The sequence below is a fragment of the Streptococcus sp. SPS1 genome, from assembly GCF_030439915.1.
Lineage (GTDB): Bacteria > Bacillota > Bacilli > Lactobacillales > Streptococcaceae > Streptococcus.
Genome location: NZ_JAQFJG010000001.1, coordinates 78,340 through 96,679, shown reverse-complemented (window position 1 = coordinate 96,679; position 18,340 = coordinate 78,340). Strand labels below are relative to the sequence as shown.

General features: G+C 40.4%; 19 protein-coding genes and 1 other annotated feature. Of the genes, 17 read left to right on the top strand and 2 right to left on the bottom strand.

From position 1 onward, the window contains the following. Positions 1–61 precede the first annotated feature (61 nt). Entirely contained in the window at positions 62–1,540 is a 1,479-nt protein-coding gene (locus PCY12_RS00525; protein ID WP_301351081.1) for an oligosaccharide flippase family protein, read from the bottom strand. A 124-nt stretch (positions 1,541–1,664) separates the two neighbouring features. Here PCY12_RS00525 and mecA point away from each other — a divergent pair, with 124 nt between their 5' ends. The 12 genes from mecA to PCY12_RS00465 all read left to right on the top strand — a co-directional run bounded on the left by mecA (position 1,665) and on the right by PCY12_RS00465 (position 12,549). After that, a complete protein-coding gene (gene mecA, locus PCY12_RS00520) occupies positions 1,665–2,402 on the top strand; it encodes an adaptor protein MecA (RefSeq protein ID WP_301351080.1) in 738 nt (245 codons plus the stop codon). Between the two features lie 151 nt (positions 2,403–2,553). Then, positions 2,554–3,840: a homoserine dehydrogenase gene (locus tag PCY12_RS00515; protein WP_033688560.1), complete on the top strand. Its 1,287-nt coding sequence runs from the start codon at positions 2,554–2,556 to the stop codon at positions 3,838–3,840. Between the two features lies 1 nt (position 3,841). After that, positions 3,842–4,711: a homoserine kinase gene (thrB, locus tag PCY12_RS00510; protein ID WP_301351079.1), complete on the top strand. Its 870-nt coding sequence runs from the start codon at positions 3,842–3,844 to the stop codon at positions 4,709–4,711. A 75-nt stretch (positions 4,712–4,786) separates the two neighbouring features. Then, positions 4,787–4,945 (top strand): hypothetical protein, encoded by a 159-nt coding sequence (locus PCY12_RS00505; RefSeq protein ID WP_301351078.1) that lies wholly within the window; start codon positions 4,787–4,789, stop codon positions 4,943–4,945. Positions 4,946–5,005: 60 nt separating this feature from the next. Next, positions 5,006–5,944 (top strand): peptide-methionine (R)-S-oxide reductase MsrB, encoded by a 939-nt coding sequence (gene msrB, locus PCY12_RS00500; RefSeq protein ID WP_301351077.1) that lies wholly within the window; start codon positions 5,006–5,008, stop codon positions 5,942–5,944. A gap of 60 nt (positions 5,945–6,004) precedes the next feature. Next, positions 6,005–7,729, top strand: a complete 1,725-nt coding sequence (locus PCY12_RS00495) for an ABC transporter ATP-binding protein (protein ID WP_301351076.1) — start codon at positions 6,005–6,007, stop codon at positions 7,727–7,729. 1 nt (position 7,730) lies between these two features. Further along, a complete protein-coding gene (locus PCY12_RS00490) occupies positions 7,731–9,479 on the top strand; it encodes an ABC transporter ATP-binding protein (protein WP_301351075.1) in 1,749 nt (582 codons plus the stop codon). 94 nt (positions 9,480–9,573) lie between these two features. Then, positions 9,574–9,789, top strand: coding sequence for a hypothetical protein (locus PCY12_RS00485; RefSeq protein ID WP_301351074.1), 216 nt, complete (start codon positions 9,574–9,576; stop codon positions 9,787–9,789). Positions 9,790–9,836: 47 nt separating this feature from the next. Beyond that, positions 9,837–11,096, top strand: coding sequence for a TRZ/ATZ family protein (locus PCY12_RS00480; protein ID WP_301351073.1), 1,260 nt, complete (start codon positions 9,837–9,839; stop codon positions 11,094–11,096). A 76-nt stretch (positions 11,097–11,172) separates the two neighbouring features. Continuing rightward, positions 11,173–11,308: a sequence feature (ribosomal protein L10 leader region), on the top strand. Between the two features lie 38 nt (positions 11,309–11,346). Next, the gene (rplJ, locus tag PCY12_RS00475; protein WP_004259693.1) at positions 11,347–11,847 is read left to right on the top strand and encodes a 50S ribosomal protein L10; all 501 of its coding nucleotides are present in this window, start codon (positions 11,347–11,349) and stop codon (positions 11,845–11,847) included. A 74-nt stretch (positions 11,848–11,921) separates the two neighbouring features. Continuing rightward, on the top strand, positions 11,922–12,290 hold the full coding sequence (gene rplL, locus PCY12_RS00470) for a 50S ribosomal protein L7/L12 (protein WP_001196965.1): 369 nt from the start codon (positions 11,922–11,924) through the stop codon (positions 12,288–12,290). A 103-nt stretch (positions 12,291–12,393) separates the two neighbouring features. Beyond that, on the top strand, positions 12,394–12,549 hold the full coding sequence (locus PCY12_RS00465; protein WP_301351072.1) for a hypothetical protein: 156 nt from the start codon (positions 12,394–12,396) through the stop codon (positions 12,547–12,549). Between the two features lie 181 nt (positions 12,550–12,730). Here the strand turns inward: PCY12_RS00465 and gdhA are convergent, their stop codons facing one another. Further along, positions 12,731–14,077: an NADP-specific glutamate dehydrogenase gene (gene gdhA, locus PCY12_RS00460; protein WP_301351071.1), complete on the bottom strand. Its 1,347-nt coding sequence runs from the start codon at positions 14,075–14,077 to the stop codon at positions 12,731–12,733. A 230-nt stretch (positions 14,078–14,307) separates the two neighbouring features. Here gdhA and PCY12_RS00455 point away from each other — a divergent pair, with 230 nt between their 5' ends. From PCY12_RS00455 to PCY12_RS00435, 5 genes are all read left to right on the top strand, one after another. After that, on the top strand, positions 14,308–15,243 hold the full coding sequence (locus PCY12_RS00455; RefSeq protein WP_301351070.1) for a dihydroorotate oxidase: 936 nt from the start codon (positions 14,308–14,310) through the stop codon (positions 15,241–15,243). A gap of 32 nt (positions 15,244–15,275) precedes the next feature. Continuing rightward, the gene (gene holA / locus PCY12_RS00450) at positions 15,276–16,313 is read left to right on the top strand and encodes a DNA polymerase III subunit delta (protein WP_301351069.1); all 1,038 of its coding nucleotides are present in this window, start codon (positions 15,276–15,278) and stop codon (positions 16,311–16,313) included. 76 nt (positions 16,314–16,389) lie between these two features. Next, on the top strand, positions 16,390–16,605 hold the full coding sequence (locus PCY12_RS00445) for a hypothetical protein (protein ID WP_301351068.1): 216 nt from the start codon (positions 16,390–16,392) through the stop codon (positions 16,603–16,605). 124 nt (positions 16,606–16,729) lie between these two features. After that, entirely contained in the window at positions 16,730–17,335 is a 606-nt protein-coding gene (gene sodA / locus PCY12_RS00440) for a superoxide dismutase SodA (RefSeq protein ID WP_000974733.1), read from the top strand. 709 nt (positions 17,336–18,044) lie between these two features. Continuing rightward, positions 18,045–18,272, top strand: a complete 228-nt coding sequence (locus tag PCY12_RS00435; protein ID WP_033687953.1) for a hypothetical protein — start codon at positions 18,045–18,047, stop codon at positions 18,270–18,272. Positions 18,273–18,340: the final 68 nt, after the last annotated feature.

Below are 18,340 nucleotides of genomic sequence, written 5' to 3'. Positions count from 1 at the left end.
AAAATAAATCACCTACCTATCTACTGGAATATTCCTTGTTTTAGATAGGTAGGTGATTTTTTCAATTTCTTTTAATCTTAGCAAGAGCAAGATTGAGTGCATAATGGAATGTTTTATCTTTTGTGATAAAAAGTACCAAGAGATAGTAGATTCCACAGGTTGCAACAGTCGAGAGAACCATGAGTATCATATTGAGGTTGACTATGTAAGAGTTGATTTGGAAAAGGAATTTAAAGGCAAAATAGATCGGAATGAATCCGAGCGATACAATAGTATAGCGTGTTAAAGTAGTAAAGATTTCTTTTAAGTCAAGCAGATGATGTTTCTTGATAAAGTAAATTTCCAGTAGAACAACTACAGTTTCTGCAATAATAGTAGTAGCAATGTAATACTCTGGTGCAAAAATATTATTGAAATACAAGAGGCTGTTGAGTAGGATATTAGCGCCGCCACCAATAAAGTAAAAGGCTGTTAAACGATTTTCGTGGTCGTTGATGAAGATAATTTGTTTACCGAGAATCAACTCAATAGCCCAAATGATAGTTCGAAAGGCGAAGACACTAGTCACAATACCAGCTTCAAGGTATTTTTCAGAAGAGTAGATAACTGCTGCGTAGTTTCCTAATACCATAATCCCAATACTGGTTGGAATGATAAGGAAATAAAAGAGGGCAGCTCCTTGGTTCAGAAGATTTTTATAAGATTCGTAGTCTTTCTTACCGAGATAGTAGCCGAGACGTGGAATACTGACGTTGATAGCTCCACTCAGGACACTGGCAATCAACATAACGATGCTGAAAGCAATGGTATAATAAGAAATATAGTTTTCATCAGGCCCTTTGGTGATAAACATTCTATCAAGTAAGGTGTAGAGCATATTGGCATTAGCTAGAAGCAACATGGTCAAGAGTGGTTTAGATGCTTTGATTAATTCCATGAAACCAATTTTGACAAAGGAAACTTCTCTCTTGATCCAAAGAAAACTGAGCAGGTAGTTGAGGATAGTTGTCGCACTCATGACGATGGCATAAGGAATGATATCATCTGCAGTTTTAACAAAGGTAAAGATAGCAACCAGCATGGCAATCCGAATAATCAATGTCTTGTAAAGGATGAAGGCATAGTTTTCATAAGCTTCGTTCATCCATTCGATATAAAGGAATTGGAAGAGAGCCTGGACACCAAGTATGTAGTAGAGTTCTTTCAAATTTTCAATACTATTATCCAGATAAATAAATAGGAAATAGATACTGGTTGTTAGAACAGATGTAATAATGGAGATATAGAATAATTTAGAGAAAACATAGTTGATTTTATTCTTATCATCCTTGACCTTACTGATAGCTCGAATTCCGTAGTTGTAGATTCCGAAGGCGGCTAAAGGAATGACAAAGCTAGCCCAGGTATTGGCGGTATTGAAATAACCGTAGTTGGATTTGCTGAGAATCCGAGTCAGATAAGGATTGGTTATCAGCGGAAAAACGATATTGAGAACATTGACTAGTAAGCTAGCCAGTGCATTAACTTTTATATTTTTCATTGTACTTTCTTTCTTGTATTGTAAAATGGTCTCTAGTATTATATCACATTCTCGCTCCATTCTTTTGATAAAATCGTAAAAATCTAGTATAATAGATAGAACTGAAAGTATGAGGTTACTAGCAATGAAAATGAAACAAATTAGTGATACAACTTTGAAAATCACGATGTCTTTAGAGGATTTGATGGATCGTGGCATGGAGATTGCCGACTTTCTTGTTCCTCAAGAAAAAACAGAAGAGTTCTTTTATGCTATCTTGGATGAGTTAGAGATGCCTGATAGCTTCCTAGATACAGGCATGTTGAGTTTTCGTGTGACTCCAAAACCTGATAAGGTAGATGTCTTTGTAACCAAGTCAAAGATTGACCAAAATCTAGATTTTGAAGACTTATCGGATTTACCAGATATGGAAGAATTGACTCAAATGTCGCCAGATGAATTTATCAAAACCTTGGAAAAAAGCATTGCGGACAAAACCAAGGATGATATTGAAGCGATTCAATCTCTTGAGCAAGTTGAAGCTAAGGAAGAAGAGCAAGAGCAGGCTGAACAAGAAGTTGAGAGCAAGAAAGAGCCTTACATCTACTACATCCTTTCTTTTGCTAAGTTAGCTGATTTGGTGGCTTTTGCCAAGACAGTGACTTTTGAGATGGAAACTTCTGAACTTTACAAGATGAATGGGCGCTATTATTTGACCATTTTAGTAGATATAGAAAATCATCCAAGTCCATATCCAGCTTGGCTGTTGGCCCGTATGCGCGAGTTTGCGGACGATAGTGATATCAGTCGTTCAGTCTTGCAGGAGTATGGTCAAGTCTTGATGAATCACGATGCGGTGATTAATCTGCAAAAGATTGGATAATCATTTCTGGAAAGCTATTTCTAGATTTTAAGAAGAGCGAATCATCAGATTCGTTTTTTCTTTTCTAGACTGAAATAGTGATTTACTATAATAGGAATTTTCACAAAATTCTGTTATAATGGCTATATTAGAAAATTTCGAGGAGACAAACATGACAGTTAAAATTGCTTTACTAGGATTTGGTACCGTTGCAAGTGGTGTGCCTTTCCTCCTAAAGGAAAATGGAGAAAAAATCAATCAATCAGCACATTCAGAGATTGAAGTTGCCAAGGTATTGGTCAAGGATGAAGATGAAAAGAATCGCTTGCTTGCAGCAGGGAATGACTTTAACTTTGTAACCAATGTGGATGACATTTTGTCAGACCAAGATATTACCATCGTAGTGGAATTGATGGGACGTATCGAACCTGCTAAGACCTTTATCACTCGTGCCTTGGAGGCTGGAAAACACGTTGTTACTGCTAACAAGGACCTTTTGGCTGTCCATGGTGCGGAATTGTTAGAAATCGCTCAAGCTAACAAGGTAGCACTTTACTACGAAGCAGCAGTAGCTGGTGGGATTCCAATTCTTCGTACTTTAGCAAATTCCTTGGCTTCTGATAAAATCACGCGCGTGCTTGGAGTAGTCAACGGAACTTCCAACTTCATGATGACCAAGATGGTGGAAGAAGGCTGGTCTTACGATGATGCTCTTGCAGAAGCGCAAAGACTTGGTTTTGCAGAAAGTGATCCGACAAATGACGTGGATGGGATTGATGCAGCCTACAAGATGGTTATTTTGAGTCAATTTGCCTTTGGCATGAAGGTCGCTTTTGACGACGTGGCCCACAAGGGAATCCGCAATATCACACCAGAAGACGTAGCTGTAGCTCAAGAGCTTGGTTATGTAGTGAAATTGGTTGGTTCTATCGAGGAAACTCCTTCAGGTATTGCTGCAGAAGTAACTCCAACCTTCCTACCTAAAGCACACCCACTTGCCAGTGTGAATGGCGTAATGAACGCTGTTTTTGTAGAATCTATTGGTATTGGTGAGTCTATGTACTACGGACCAGGTGCGGGTCAAAAACCAACTGCAACAAGTGTGGTGGCGGATATTGTCCGTATCGTTCGTCGCTTGAATGATGGTACCATTGGCAAAGACTTCAACGAATATAGCCGTGACTTGGTCTTGGCTAATCCAGAGGATGTCAAAGCAAATTACTACTTCTCAATCTTGGCTCCAGACTCAAAAGGTCAGGTCTTGAAATTGGCTGAAATCTTCAACGCTCAAGATATTTCCTTCAAGCAAATCCTCCAAGATGGCAAAGAGGGGGATAAGGCGCGTGTCGTGATCATTACACACAAGATTAATAAAGCCCAGCTTGAAAATGTCTCAGCTGAATTGAAAAAGGTTTCAGAATTCGACCTCTTGAATACCTTCAAGGTGCTAGGAGAATAAAATGAAGATTATTGTACCTGCAACCAGTGCCAATATCGGGCCAGGTTTTGACTCGGTCGGTGTAGCTGTAACCAAGTATCTTCAAATAGAGGTCTGTGAAGAACGAGATGAGTGGTTGATTGAACACCAGATTGGCAAATGGATTCCACATGATGAGCGTAATCTCTTGCTCAAAATCGCTTTGCAAATTGTACCAGATTTACAACCAAGACGTTTGAAAATGACTAGTGATGTTCCCTTAGCGCGTGGTTTGGGTTCTTCCAGTTCTGTTATTGTTGCTGGGATTGAACTAGCCAACCAACTGGGAAATCTCAACTTATCTGACCATGAAAAATTGCAGTTAGCGACTAAGATTGAAGGACACCCTGATAATGTGGCTCCAGCCATTTATGGTAATCTCGTTATTGCAAGCTCCGTTGATGGGCAAGTTTCTGCTATCGTAGCAGACTTCCCAGAGTGTGATTTTCTAGCCTATATTCCAAACTATGAATTGCGTACTCGAGACAGCCGTGGCGTCTTGCCTAAGAAATTGTCTTACAAGGAAGCTGTTACGGCTAGTTCTATCGCCAATGTGGCGGTTGCAGCCTTGTTGGCAGGAGACATGGTGACCGCTGGGCAAGCAATCGAGGGAGACCTCTTCCACGAACGCTATCGTCAGGACTTGGTGAGAGAATTTGCGACGATTAAGCAAGTGGCCAAAGAAAATGGTGCCTATGCAACCTATCTTTCTGGTGCCGGGCCGACAGTTATGGTCTTGGCTTCTCATGATAAGATGCCAACGATTAAGGCCGAATTGGAAAAGCAACCCTTCAAAGGTAAACTGCATGACTTGAAGGTTGATACCCAAGGTGTCCGTGTCGAAGTAAAATAAAGAATAGAAGATAGGATGGGGAAACTCTCGACCAGAGGGCTTCCTATCCTTTTTTTGAAAAGAAGTTTATACTCAATGAAAATCAAAGAGCAAACTAGGAAGCTAGCCGCAGGTTGCTCAAAGCACTGCTTTGAGGTTGTAGATAAGACTGACGAAGTCAGCTCAAAACAGTGTTTTGAGGTTGTTGATAGAACTGAGAAGTCAGTAACCATACCTACGGTAAGGCGACGCTGACGTGGTTTGAAGAGATTTTCGAAGAGTATTAGTTAAAAACTTGATAAAGGAGAAATAAAGATGGCAGAAATTTATCTAGCAGGTGGTTGTTTTTGGGGCTTAGAGGAGTATTTTTCACGTATTTCTGGAGTGCTAGCAACCAGTGTTGGCTACGCTAATGGGCAAGTCGAAACGACCAATTATCAGCTGCTTAAGGAAACAGACCATGCAGAAACGGTTCAAGTGATTTACGATGAGAAGGCAGTGTCACTCAGAGAGATTTTACTTTATTATTTCCGTGTTATTGATCCATTATCAGTCAATCAACAAGGGAATGACCGTGGACGTCAGTATCGGACCGGTATATATTACCAGGATGAAGCAGACTTGCCAGCTATCTACACAGTGGTGCAGGAGCAGGAGCGCATGCTTGGTCGAAAGATTGCAGTAGAGGTGGAGAAACTTCGTCACTATATTTTAGCTGAAGATTACCACCAAGACTATCTCAAGAAAAATCCTTCAGGTTACTGTCATATCGATGTGACCGATGCTGATAAGCCATTGATTGATGCCTCTAACTATGAAAAGCCTAGTCAAGAGGTGTTAAAGGGCAGTTTATCTGAAGAATCCTATCGTGTTACCCAAGAAGCTGCTACAGAGGCTCCATTTACCAATGCCTATGACCAAACCTTTGAAGAAGGGATTTATGTAGATATTACGACAGGTGAGCCACTCTTTTTTGCCAAGGATAAGTTTGCCTCAGGTTGTGGTTGGCCAAGTTTTAGCCGTCCGATTTCTAAGGAATTGATTCATTATTACAAGGATATGAGCCATGGAATGGAGCGAATCGAGGTTCGTTCTCGGTCGGGGAATGCTCACTTGGGTCATGTTTTTACAGATGGGCCTCGGGAGTTAGGTGGACTTCGTTACTGTATCAATTCGGCATCCTTGAGTTTTGTATCCAAGGATGAGATGGAAGAGGAAGGATATGGCTATCTACTGCCTTACTTAAACAAATAAAACAGAGAGGGTGGGCGCTTCCCACTTTCTTCATTTCCAGAATAAGAATAGAAGGGATTTATGAAACACCTATTATCTTACTTCAAACCCTATATCAAGGAATCGATTTTAGCTCCCTTATTCAAGCTGTTAGAAGCTGTGTTTGAGCTCTTGGTTCCCATGGTGATTGCTGGGATTGTTGACCAATCCTTGCCTCAGAGAAATCAAGGGCACCTTTGGATGCAGATTGGTCTGCTCCTTATCTTTGCAGTGATTGGCGTTTTAGTGGCCTTGGTAGCCCAGTTTTACTCAGCCAAGGCAGCGGTTGGGTTTGCCAAAGAACTGACAAACGACCTTTATCGTCATATTCTTTCCTTACCCAAGGATAGCAGAGATTGTTTGACAACTTCTAGTTTAGTCACTCGCTTGACTTCGGACACTTACCAGATTCAGACTGGTATCAATCAATTCCTGCGTCTCTTTTTGCGAGCGCCCATTATCGTTTTTGGTGCCATTTTTATGGCTTATCGAATCTCAGCTGAGCTGACTTTCTGGTTCTTGGTCATGGTTGCCATTTTGACAATCGTCATTGTAGGATTATCTCGATTGGTCAATCCTCTCTACAGTGTTCTCAGAAAGAAAACGGATCAACTGGTTCAGGAAACGCGCCAGCAATTGCAAGGGATGCGGGTTATTCGTGCTTTTGGACAAGAAAAACGAGAGTTACATATTTTTCAAACTCTTAACCAAGTCTATGCTAGATTACAAGAAAAGACAGGTTTCTGGTCTAGTTTATTAACCCCTCTGACTTATCTGATTGTCAATGGAACTCTTCTCGTTATTATCTGGCAGGGATATGTTTCTATTCAAGGAGGCTTGCTCAGTCAAGGTGCTCTCATTGCCCTCATCAACTATCTCCTACAGATTTTGGTGGAATTGGTCAAGTTAGCCATGCTGATCAATTCCCTCAACCAGTCCTATATCTCAGCCAAGCGAATTGAGGAAGTCTTTGCTGAGGCTCCAGAAGATATTCACTTAGAGCTAGAACAAAAGCAAGCTACCAGTGATCAGGTTTTACAAGTTCAAGAACTGACCTTTACTTATCCTGATGCGGGCCAGCCTTCTCTGAGAGACATTTCCTTTGATATGAAGCAAGGGCAAATCCTTGGTATCATTGGGGGAACGGGTTCTGGTAAATCAAGTTTGGTGCAAGTCATTCTTGGACTTTATCCAGCAGACAAGGGGAGCATTGACCTTTATCGAAATGGACGTAGTCCTCTTAATTTGGAGCAGTGGCGGTCTTGGATTGCCTATGTACCTCAAAAAGTCGAACTCTTTAACGGAACTATTCGTTCCAACTTAACTTTGGGTTTACATCAAGAACTAACTGATCAAGAACTCTGGCAGGCCTTGGAGATTGCGCAAGCTAAGGATTTTGTCAGTGAAAAGGAAGGACTCTTGGATGCCCTAGTTGAGGCAGGAGGGCGAAATTTCTCAGGTGGACAAAAACAAAGGCTGTCTATCGCACGAGCAGTCTTGCGGCAGGCTCCATTTCTCATCCTAGATGATGCAACCTCGGCCCTCGACACCATTACCGAGTCCAAGCTCTTGAAAGCTATCCGAGAAAATTTGCCAGACACGAGCTTAATCTTGATTTCTCAACGAACCTCAACACTTCGGATGGCAGACCAGATTCTCCTCTTGGAAAAAGGGGAGCTTCTAGCTATCGGCAAGCATGAGGACTTGATGAAATCCAGTCAAGTCTATCGCGAAATCAATGCCTCCCAGCATGGAAAGGAGGACTAGCATGAGACGACAAACTGCAAATCAAACACTCACACGTTTGGCCAAAGATTTAGCAAGTCATCCCTTCCTCCTTTTCCTAGCCTTCCTAGGAACTATTGCCCAGGTTGGCTTATCAATTTATCTTCCCATCTTGATTGGGCAGGTCATCGACCAAGTCCTAGTGACTGACTCTTCACCAGTTTTTTGGCAGATTTTTCTCCAAATGATCTTGGTAGTCATAGGAAATACCCTTGTGCAGTGGGCCAATCCTCTTCTTTATAATCGTTTAATTTTCTCTTATACCAGAGACTTGCGAGAGCGAATCATCCATAAACTCCATCGTTTACCGATTGCTTTTGTTGATCAGCAAGGAAGTGGAGAGATGGTCAGTCGTGTGACCACAGACATCGAACAGTTGGCAGCTGGCTTGACCATGATTTTTAACCAATTTTTCATTGGTGTCTTGATGATTTTGGTTAGTATTCTTGCCATGCTCCAAATTCATCTCCTGATGACGCTATTAGTTCTGCTCTTAACACCTCTGTCTATGGTCATTTCACGCTTCATCGCTAAGAGATCCTATCATCTCTTCCAAAAGCAAACAGAGACGAGGGGAATTCAGACTCAGTTGATTGAAGAATCGATTAGTCAGCAGACTATTATCCAGTCCTTTAATGCTCAAACAGAGTTTATCCAAAGGCTGCGTGAGGCTAATGACAACTACGCAGGCTATTCTCAGTCAGCCATCTTTTATTCTTCAACGGTCAATCCTTCGACTCGCTTTGTAAATGCGCTTATTTATGCCCTTCTAGCTGGAGTGGGAGCTTATCGTATCATGATGGGGTCAACCTTGACAATTGGGCATTTAGTAACCTTTTTGAACTATGTTCAGCAATACACCAAGCCCTTTAACGATATTTCTTCAGTGCTAGCTGAGTTGCAAAGTGCTCTGGCTTGTGCAGAGCGCGTCTATGCTGTCTTAGAGAGTCCTGAGGTGGCTGAAACAGGCAAGGAAGTCTTGATCAGTGACCAAGTTAAGGGAGCTATTTCCTTTAAACATGTCTCTTTTGGCTACAATCCTGAAAAGATTTTGATTAAGGATTTATCTATTGATATTCCAGCTGGTAGTAAGGTAGCCATCGTTGGTCCGACAGGTGCTGGAAAATCAACCCTTATCAACCTTCTCATGCGTTTTTATCCCATTAGCTCGGGAGATATCTTGCTGGATGGGAAATCCATTTATGATTACAGTCGTGCCTCTTTACGCCAGCAGTTTGGCATGGTGCTCCAAGAAACCTGGCTCAAGCAAGGAACCATTCATGACAATATTGCCTTTGGCAATCCTGAAGCCAGTCGAGAGCAAGTAATTGCTGCTGCCAAAGCAGCCAATGCAGACTTTTTCATCCAACAGTTGCCGCAGGGATATGATACCAAGTTAGAAAATGCTGGAGAATCTCTCTCTGTCGGTCAGGCCCAGCTCTTGACTATAGCGCGAGTCTTTTTGGCTATTCCAAAGATTCTTATCTTAGACGAAGCAACTTCATCCATCGATACGCGGACAGAAGTACTGGTTCAGGATGCTTTTGCCAAACTCATGAAGGGGCGCACAAGTTTTATCATCGCCCACCGCTTGTCTACCATTCAGGACGCGGATTTGATTCTTGTCTTGGTGGATGGCGACATTGTTGAGTATGGGAACCATCAGGATCTCATGACTAGAAAGGGTAAGTATTACCAAATGCAAAAAGCTGCAGCTTTTAGCTCTGAATAATCCTTTCTCTTTTGAAATTTTATGGACGAAAAAAGTTGCCTTCAGGTGACTTTTTTGTTACAATAGCTAGAAAAATTATTCACTGTAATACTCAATGAAAATCAAAGAGCAAACTAGGAAGCTAGCCGTAGGTTGCTCAAAACACTGCTTTGAGGTTGTAGATAAGACTGACGAAGTCAGCTCAAAACATGGTTTTGAGGTTGTGGATAGAACTGACGAAGTCAGCTCAAAGCACTGCTTTGAGGTTGTAGATAAGACTGACGAAGTCAGTAACATATATCTACTCCAAGGTGAAGCTGATGTGGTTTGAAGAGATTTTCAAAGAGTATAAATTGTCTTTTAGAAAAGGAGCCTATAATGAAAGTCTTTCAGCATGTAAATATCGTGACTTGTGATCAAGATTTCCATGTTTATCTGAATGGAATCTTAGCAGTTAAGGATTCTCAAATCGTCTATGTCGGTCAAGAGAAGTCAGAGATTTTAGAGCAAGCTGAGCAGATTATAGACTATCAGGGGGCCTGGATTATGCCTGGTTTGGTTAATTGCCATACCCATTCTGCTATGACAGGATTGAGAGGAATTCGAGATGATAGCAATCTCCATGAATGGCTCAATGATTATATCTGGCCTGCAGAAGCAGGATTTACTCCCGACATGACTACAAGAGCGGTTAAAGAAGCTATGATAGAGATGCTCCAGTCGGGAACAACAACCTTCAACGATATGTATAATCCCAATGGTGTGGATATTGAGCAGATTTATCAGGCAGTCAAGGCTTCCAAGATGCGTTGTTATTTCTCGCCGACCCTCTTTTCTTCAGAGACAGAAACGACTGCTGAGACTATTACTAGAACTCGAGCTATCATCGAGACAATCATAGGATATAAAAATCCAAATTTCAAGGTGATGGTAGCCCCACATTCTCCCTACAGCTGTAGTAGAGACTTGCTGGAAGAAAGTTTAGATATGGCAAAAGAACTAAATATTCCTCTCCATATCCATGTGGCGGAGACCAAGGAGGAGTCAGGAATTATCCTGAAACGATACGGTAAACGTCCTCTTGCTTTTCTCGAAGAACTGGGTTACTTAGATCATCCTTCTGTCTTTGCTCATGGGGTCGAACTAAACGAGAGGGAAATTGAACGCTTGGCAACCTCTCAAGTGGCTATCGCCCACAATCCTATCAGTAACCTCAAATTGGCATCAGGGATTGCTCCCATCATCCAACTGCAAAAAGTAGGAATAGCAGTAGGAATTGCGACTGACTCGGTCGCTTCTAATAATAATTTAGATATGTTTGAGGAAGGACGGACAGCAGCCCTTCTTCAGAAGATGAAGAGTGGAGATGCCAGCCAATTCCCGATCGAAACAGCCCTCAAGGCACTAACAATCGAAGGGGCTAAGGTTCTAGGGATGGAAAATCAGATAGGAAGCCTAGAAGTTGGCAAGCAGGCAGATTTTCTGGTCATCCAACCACAAGGGAAAATTCATCTCCAACCTCAAGAAAATATGCTTTCCCATCTGGTTTATGCTGTCAAATCCAGTGATGTTGATGATGTCTATATTGCAGGAGAACAGGTTGTCAAGCAAGGTAAAGTTTTGACGGTAGAACTTTAAAAGAAAAATCACGAAAAAATTTTAAAAAAAGTTTGCAAAAATCTTGCATTCTTTTTTTGACTATGCTATACTTATATACGGTTTGAAAAAACTGCCTAAGACAGTAGGGGAGCTCGACTCATAAGTATCCTACCGAGGACAAAACGTATCATGTAAAAAGAAGCGTATTGTACTTTCGTGTCTAGGTTTGGGCGCGTTTTTCTTTTGGAAAAATTCCCCAAGCAAAATAATAACGGAGGTGAACACACTAATGAGTGAAGCAATTATTGCTAAAAAAGCGGAACTAGTTGACGTAGTAGCTGAAAAAATGAAAGCTGCTGCATCTATCGTCGTTGTAGACGCTCGTGGTTTGACAGTTGAGCAAGATACAGTTCTTCGTCGTGAGCTTCGTGGAAGCGAAGTTGAGTATAAAGTTATTAAAAATTCAATCTTGCGTCGTGCAGCTGAAAAAGCTGGTCTTGAAGAACTTGCATCAGTATTTGTTGGACCATCTGCAGTAGCGTTTTCTAACGAAGATGTTATCGCACCAGCGAAAATCTTGAACGACTTTTCTAAAAACGCTGAAGCACTTGAAATCAAAGGTGGTGCAATCGAAGGCGCTGTCGCATCTAAAGAAGAGATTCTTGCACTTGCAACTCTTCCAAACCGCGAAGGACTTCTTTCTATGCTCCTTTCTGTACTTCAAGCACCAGTGCGCAACGTTGCTCTTGCAGTCAAAGCGGTTGCAGACAACAAAGAAGACGCAGCTTAATCTTAAGCTACGCAGCGTAGCCTAGCTACGAAAAAACTATTATAAATTTAAAAACATATTTGGAGGAAATAACAATGGCATTGAACATTGAAAACATTATTGCTGAAATTAAAGAAGCTTCAATCCTTGAATTGAACGACCTTGTAAAAGCTATCGAAGAAGAATTTGGTGTAACTGCAGCTGCTCCTGTAGCTGTTGCTGCAGCTGGTGCTGCTGACGCTGGTGCTGCTAAAGATTCATTCGACGTTGAATTGACATCTGCAGGCGACAAAAAAGTTGGCGTTATCAAAGTTGTACGTGAAATCACTGGTCTTGGACTTAAAGAAGCTAAAGAACTTGTTGACGGTGCACCAGCACTTGTTAAAGAAGGCGTTGCAACTGCAGAAGCTGAAGAAATCAAAGCTAAATTGGAAGAAGCTGGAGCTTCAGTTACTCTTAAATAATAGAGCGACTACATTAGTAGCTTAAAAACATGATTAAACCGCTATTCTTAGGAGTAGCGGTTTTTCTTTTTGTATAAAAAAGTTGGCGAGTAAGTAATACTCAATGAAAATCAAAGTGCAAACTAGGAAACTAGCCGCAGGTTGCTCAAAACACAGTTTTGAGGTTGTAGATAAGACTGACGAAGTCAGTGACCATATCTACGGTAAGGCGACGCTGACGTGGTTTGAAGAGATTTTCGAAGAGTATAAAATAGATTGAATTTAGAATAGTCCACCGAGTTTTATAAAATATTGTTAGAAATTGGTTTGAATTCCGAAATCAATTTGTTTGGTTTTTATTTCATTTCATTTAATTAAATGAAATGAAATTAGAATTTTCCAACTGTTTAACTCAACTAAAAATCCCCAATCAGAGCGATTGAGGATTGAGAAAATAAATCTTAAACAATACCTTGTGCAATCATAGCATTTGCTACATTTTCAAAGGCAGCAATGTTTGCTCCTGCAAGGTAGTCTTTATCAAGACCATATGTTTCTGAAGTTGTTTTAGCTGTGTTAAAGATGTTTGTCATGATATCTTTGAGACGTCCATCAACTTCTTCACGAGTCCATGAAAGGCGAAGGCTATTTTGGCTCATTTCAAGGGCTGAAACGGCTACACCACCAGCGTTGGCAGCTTTTGCAGGTCCATAGAAGATACCATTTTCTTTGTAAACTTTGATGGCATCAAGGTCGCTTGGCATGTTGGCACCTTCAGATACACAGATAACGCCTTGAGCAACCAAACGTTTAGCTGCTTCACCATTGATTTCGTTTTGAGTCGCACATGGAAGAGCGATATCATAGTTACCAGCGTAAGTCCATACAGAACCTTCATGGTATGTTGCAGTTGCTTTTTCGGCAGCATACTCAGTCAAACGAGCACGACGTTTTTCTTTAACGTCAATCAAAAGATCGAAGTCGATACCATTTTCATCGATGACATAACCATTTGAGTCAGATACAGAGATGACAGTTGCACCAAGTTCAGTTGCTTTTTGAAGAGCGTATTGGGCTACGTTACCAGAACCTGAAATAACAACTTTCTTACCAGTAAAGCTATTACCGTTAGCTTTGAGCATTTCTTCAGTGTAATAAACCAAACCGTAACCAGTTGCTTCTGGACGAATCAAGCTACCACCAAATCCAAGAGGTTTACCAGTCAAGACACCAGCATCAAATTGGTTAAGGCGTTTGTATTGACCGTAAAGATAACCAATCTCACGTCCACCAACACCGATATCACCAGCAGGTACGTCAAGTGATGGTCCGATGTGTTTTTGCAATTCAGTCATGAAGCTTTGGCAGAAGCGCATCACTTCAGCATCTGTTTTACCTTTAGGATCGAAGTCTGATCCACCTTTACCTCCACCGATAGGAAGTCCAGTCAAGACATTTTTAAAGATTTGTTCAAATCCGAGGAATTTCAAAATCCCTTGGTTTACAGTTGGGTGGAAACGAAGTCCGCCTTTGTATGGTCCAACAGCTGAGTTGAATTGAACACGGTAACCACGGTTTACTTGAACTTTTCCATCACGGTCAACCCAAGGAACACGGAAAGAAATCACGCGCTCAGGCTCAGTAATACGTGCCAAGATATTTTCTTCGATATACTCAGGGTGTTTTTCAAATACAGGTTCCAAAGTGTTGAAAAATTCTTCAACAGCTTGGAGGAATTCAGCCTCGTGCCCGTTACGAGCTTTTACAGTTTCAAACACGCTTTGGATATATTCTTTAGCAGATGTCATATCGTTCTCCTTTTATTGTCATATTTTATTACATGAGTCATTATAGCAGAATTTTTTTTCACTGTAAAGAAAAAAACAGAAATTTTCTAAAAATTCTTTCAATTCAGTTTTTGGGATTTTTTGAAAATAGATAAAAAACGAACCTTTTTCTTGTAAATATCTTTCTCAAAGAGAAAATCTGAAAATATGGTATAATATTAGCAATAAAAGGAATCTGGAGGATCAGAATCATGGTATCAACGAAAACACAAATTGCTGGCTTTGAGTTCGACAATTGTTTGATGAATGCAGCAGGTGTGGCTTGTATGACGATAGAAGAGCTAGAAGGGGTTAAAAACTCAGTTGCAGGAACTTTTGTCACTAAGACAGCAACCTTGGACTTCCGTCAGGGAAATCCTGAGCCACGCTATCAAGATGTCCCACTTGGTTCTATCAACTCTATGGGTTTACCGAATAATGGCTTAGACTATTATTTGAACTATCTTTTGGACTTGCAGGAAAAAGAGCCGAACCGAACTTTCTTTTTATCTCTAGTTGGCATGTCTCCAGAGGAAACCCATACTATTTTGAAAAAAGTCCAAGAGAGTGATTTTCGTGGTCTGACTGAGCTAAACCTCTCCTGTCCAAATGTTCCAGGAAAACCTCAGATTGCCTATGATTTTGAGACAACAGACCGGATTTTGGCAGAAGTATTTGCTTACTTTACAAAACCTCTTGGAATTAAGCTTCCACCTTATTTTGATATTGTTCACTTTGACCAAGCGGCAGCTATTTTTAACAAGTATCCGCTCAAGTTTGTCAACTGCGTCAACTCAATCGGAAACGGACTGTATATAGAAGATGAATCTGTCGTTATTCGCCCTAAAAATGGTTTCGGTGGGATTGGTGGGGAGTATATCAAACCGACTGCTCTAGCTAATGTTCACGCCTTTTATCAACGCTTAAACCCTCAAATCCAAATCATCGGAACAGGAGGAGTTCTGACTGGTCGTGATGCCTTTGAACACATCCTCTGTGGTGCCAGTATGGTACAGGTGGGAACCACCCTTCACAAAGAAGGCGTCGGTGCTTTCGAACGTATTACCAATGAACTAAAAGCTATCATGGCGGAAAAAGGGTACGAGAGCTTAGAAGATTTCCGTGGGGAATTGCGCTATATTGATTAAATTCATTAAAAAATCAGAAGAAAGGAGAGAAGATGCTAGCCATTGAAGAGAGTCAAAAGTTGTCTCTATCAAATTTACCGAGCCTGAACCTTTTTACAGGGATAGATCAGGGGCAGTTTGAAGTTATGAAGAGTCAAGTGTTGAAACAGATTGGGTATGATTCTGCAGACCTCAACTTTGCCTACTTTGATATGAAAGAAGTAGTTTACAAGGATGTGGAGCTGGAGTTAGTCAGCCTTCCTTTCTTTGCGGATGAAAAAATCGTGATATTAGACCATTTTGTCGATATGACAACAGCCAAGAAACGCTTTTTAACAGATGATGAGCTTAAGTCGTTTGAGGAATACCTTGACAATCCTTCGCCAACAACCAAGTTGTTGATCTTTGCGGAAGGAAAGCTGGATAGCAAAAGACGGTTGGTTAAATTACTGAAGCGTGATGCCAAGGTTTTTGATGCAGTAGAAGCCAAAGAACAAGAATTGCGCCAGTATTTCCAAAAGTGGAGCCAGAAAAAAGGTCTGCAGTTTGCTAATCATTCTTTTGAAAATCTCCTCATCAAGTCGGGTTTTCAATTTAGCGAAATCCAGAAAAATCTCCTCTTTTTACAGTCCTATAAATCAGATGGGGTGATTGAGGAAGAGGATATTGTCAATGCTATTCCCAAGACCTTGCAGGACAATATTTTTGATTTAACTCAGTTTATTCTGTCTAAAAAGATGGACCAGGCGCGCGACTTGGTTAGAGATTTGACCTTGCAAGGTGAAGATGAAATTAAGTTGATTGCAGTCATGCTAGGACAATTTCGGACTTTTACTCAGGTGAAAATTTTGGCGGAGTCTGGGCAAACAGAATCGCAGATAGCAAGTAGTTTAGGCAGTTTTCTCGGACGTAATCCAAATCCCTATCAAATCAAATTTGCGCTGAGGGATTCACGAGGACTTTCCTTGAGCTTTTTGAAGCAAGCTATTTCTTATTTGATTGAGACAGACTATCAGATTAAGACAGGTCTTTATGAAAAAGGTTTCCTTTTTGAAAAGGCACTCTTACAGATTGCTAGTCAGGTCAATTGACATTTTTTTGAAACTATAACCCGCGTCAAGATTATCTTGTCGTGGGTTTCTTGCTGATTTGCTTATTTTATACTCAATGAAAATCAAAGAGCAAACTAGGAAACTAGCCGCAGGTTGCTCAAAGCAGTGCTTTGAGGTTGTAGATAGAACTGACGAAGTCAGCTCAAAACACTGTTTTGAGGTTGTGGATAGAACTGACGAAGTCAGCTCAAAACACTGTTTTGAGGTTGTAGATAAGACTGACGAAGTCAGTTACATATACCTACGGCAAGGCGACGTTGACGCGGTTTGAAGAGATTTTCGAAGAGTATTATTAGAAAGTATTTCAGTGATTTCTTCATCTATAAGCAAAAAACTTGAAAAAAGTGAATGTTTGCGTTATCATTTTCATATAGAAAGAAAAAGAGGTATTACAGATGGCTATTATCTTACCAGATCTTCCATATGCATACGACGCTTTGGAACCATACATCGATGCGGAAACAATGCACTTGCACCATGACAAACACCATCAAACTTATGTCAACAATGCCAATGCAGCTCTTGAAAAACACCCTGAAATTGGTGAAGACCTTGAAGCCTTGCTTGCTGATGTAGAATCTATCCCAGCTGATATCCGTCAAGCGCTTATTAACAATGGTGGTGGACACTTGAACCATGCTCTTTTCTGGGAATTGATGACTCCTGAGAAAACAGCTCCTTCAGCAGAACTTGCAGCAGCAATCGATGCAACATTTGGTTCATTTGAAGAGTTCCAAGCAGCTTTCACTGCAGCAGCAACAACTCGTTTCGGTTCTGGATGGGCATGGTTGGTTGTCAACAAAGAAGGGAAACTTGAAGTGACTTCAACAGCAAACCAAGACACACCAATCTCAGAAGGTAAAAAACCAATCTTGGGCTTGGACGTTTGGGAACATGCTTACTACGTGAAATACCGCAACGTGCGTCCTGACTACATCAAAGCTTTCTTCTCAGTAATCAACTGGAACAAAGTAGATGAATTGTACGCAGCCGCTAAATAATGGTATATGGAGGGAAGAATAGTTCTTCTCTTTTTTAGGTCATATGATTCGAGTCTGACAAAATCGTCAGACTTTTTTCATTTTTATACCTATCAGCAACCAGCAATAAAAAAAGCACGTTTGACCGTGCTAGTTTCTTGCCTGCTGAACTCATTAAATTATTTTGATAGACTTGAAAAAGTCTATTTTTTTGTTCCATTTTTTAGGAACTTTAGGGGGAATGAATGGCAATCTATGCCTATATATTTATTTTAGTAATTCTTTAAAAACTCAATAAAATCAAGGGTTTAGGGTCTGTAAATTGGTAAAAAGAAAGTTGCAAAAGGTAATAAAGCAAAATAGTCAAAATGTTTTCGAAGATGATTTCGATACCTTGTTGCAATTATATTTTTGAGAGTCAAGAATAATTCCAGTGCCTTATTTTACACTAAATAGAAAATGATAAAGATTGATAAACAAATTATTACTATGTACAAAATAGAAGATGGAGCCTCTAAGAGGCAGTATTCTATTGTGAGTGGAGTATTGCAACTATCGATAAAACTACTTTGGAATATAGCTATTGTGGAGATGATCTAGGACAATTCGCTTCGTTTGTAAAAGATACTTTAAGTAAAAGTATTAAGTTAGGAAAAGAATTGCCAGATAAGTTTTCGTATGGCTTTGGATAAGTTGCGGAATATTTTATATAGGAGAATCAAGATATATTATGGCGATATTAGATGATTTACGAGCATTGTATGACAATGGTTGGGACGCTTCTTTTGATTATAATGGTCAAGTATGTGGTATTTTTCCTAATTCTGTTTATGACATTGTCGTCGTACTTGGAGATAATAAATTTAAAGTGTCATCTTTTGATGAGTTAATTTCTTTACAGATTAAAGGGAAAACTTTGCTGGAAATCATGAGTGAGGTTGAAGTACAATATGGTTGAAGGGCACTAGAGAAAAAGATAGACAATAAATTCAGATACACAGATTGAAAGTTGAGAAAAAAGTGCTA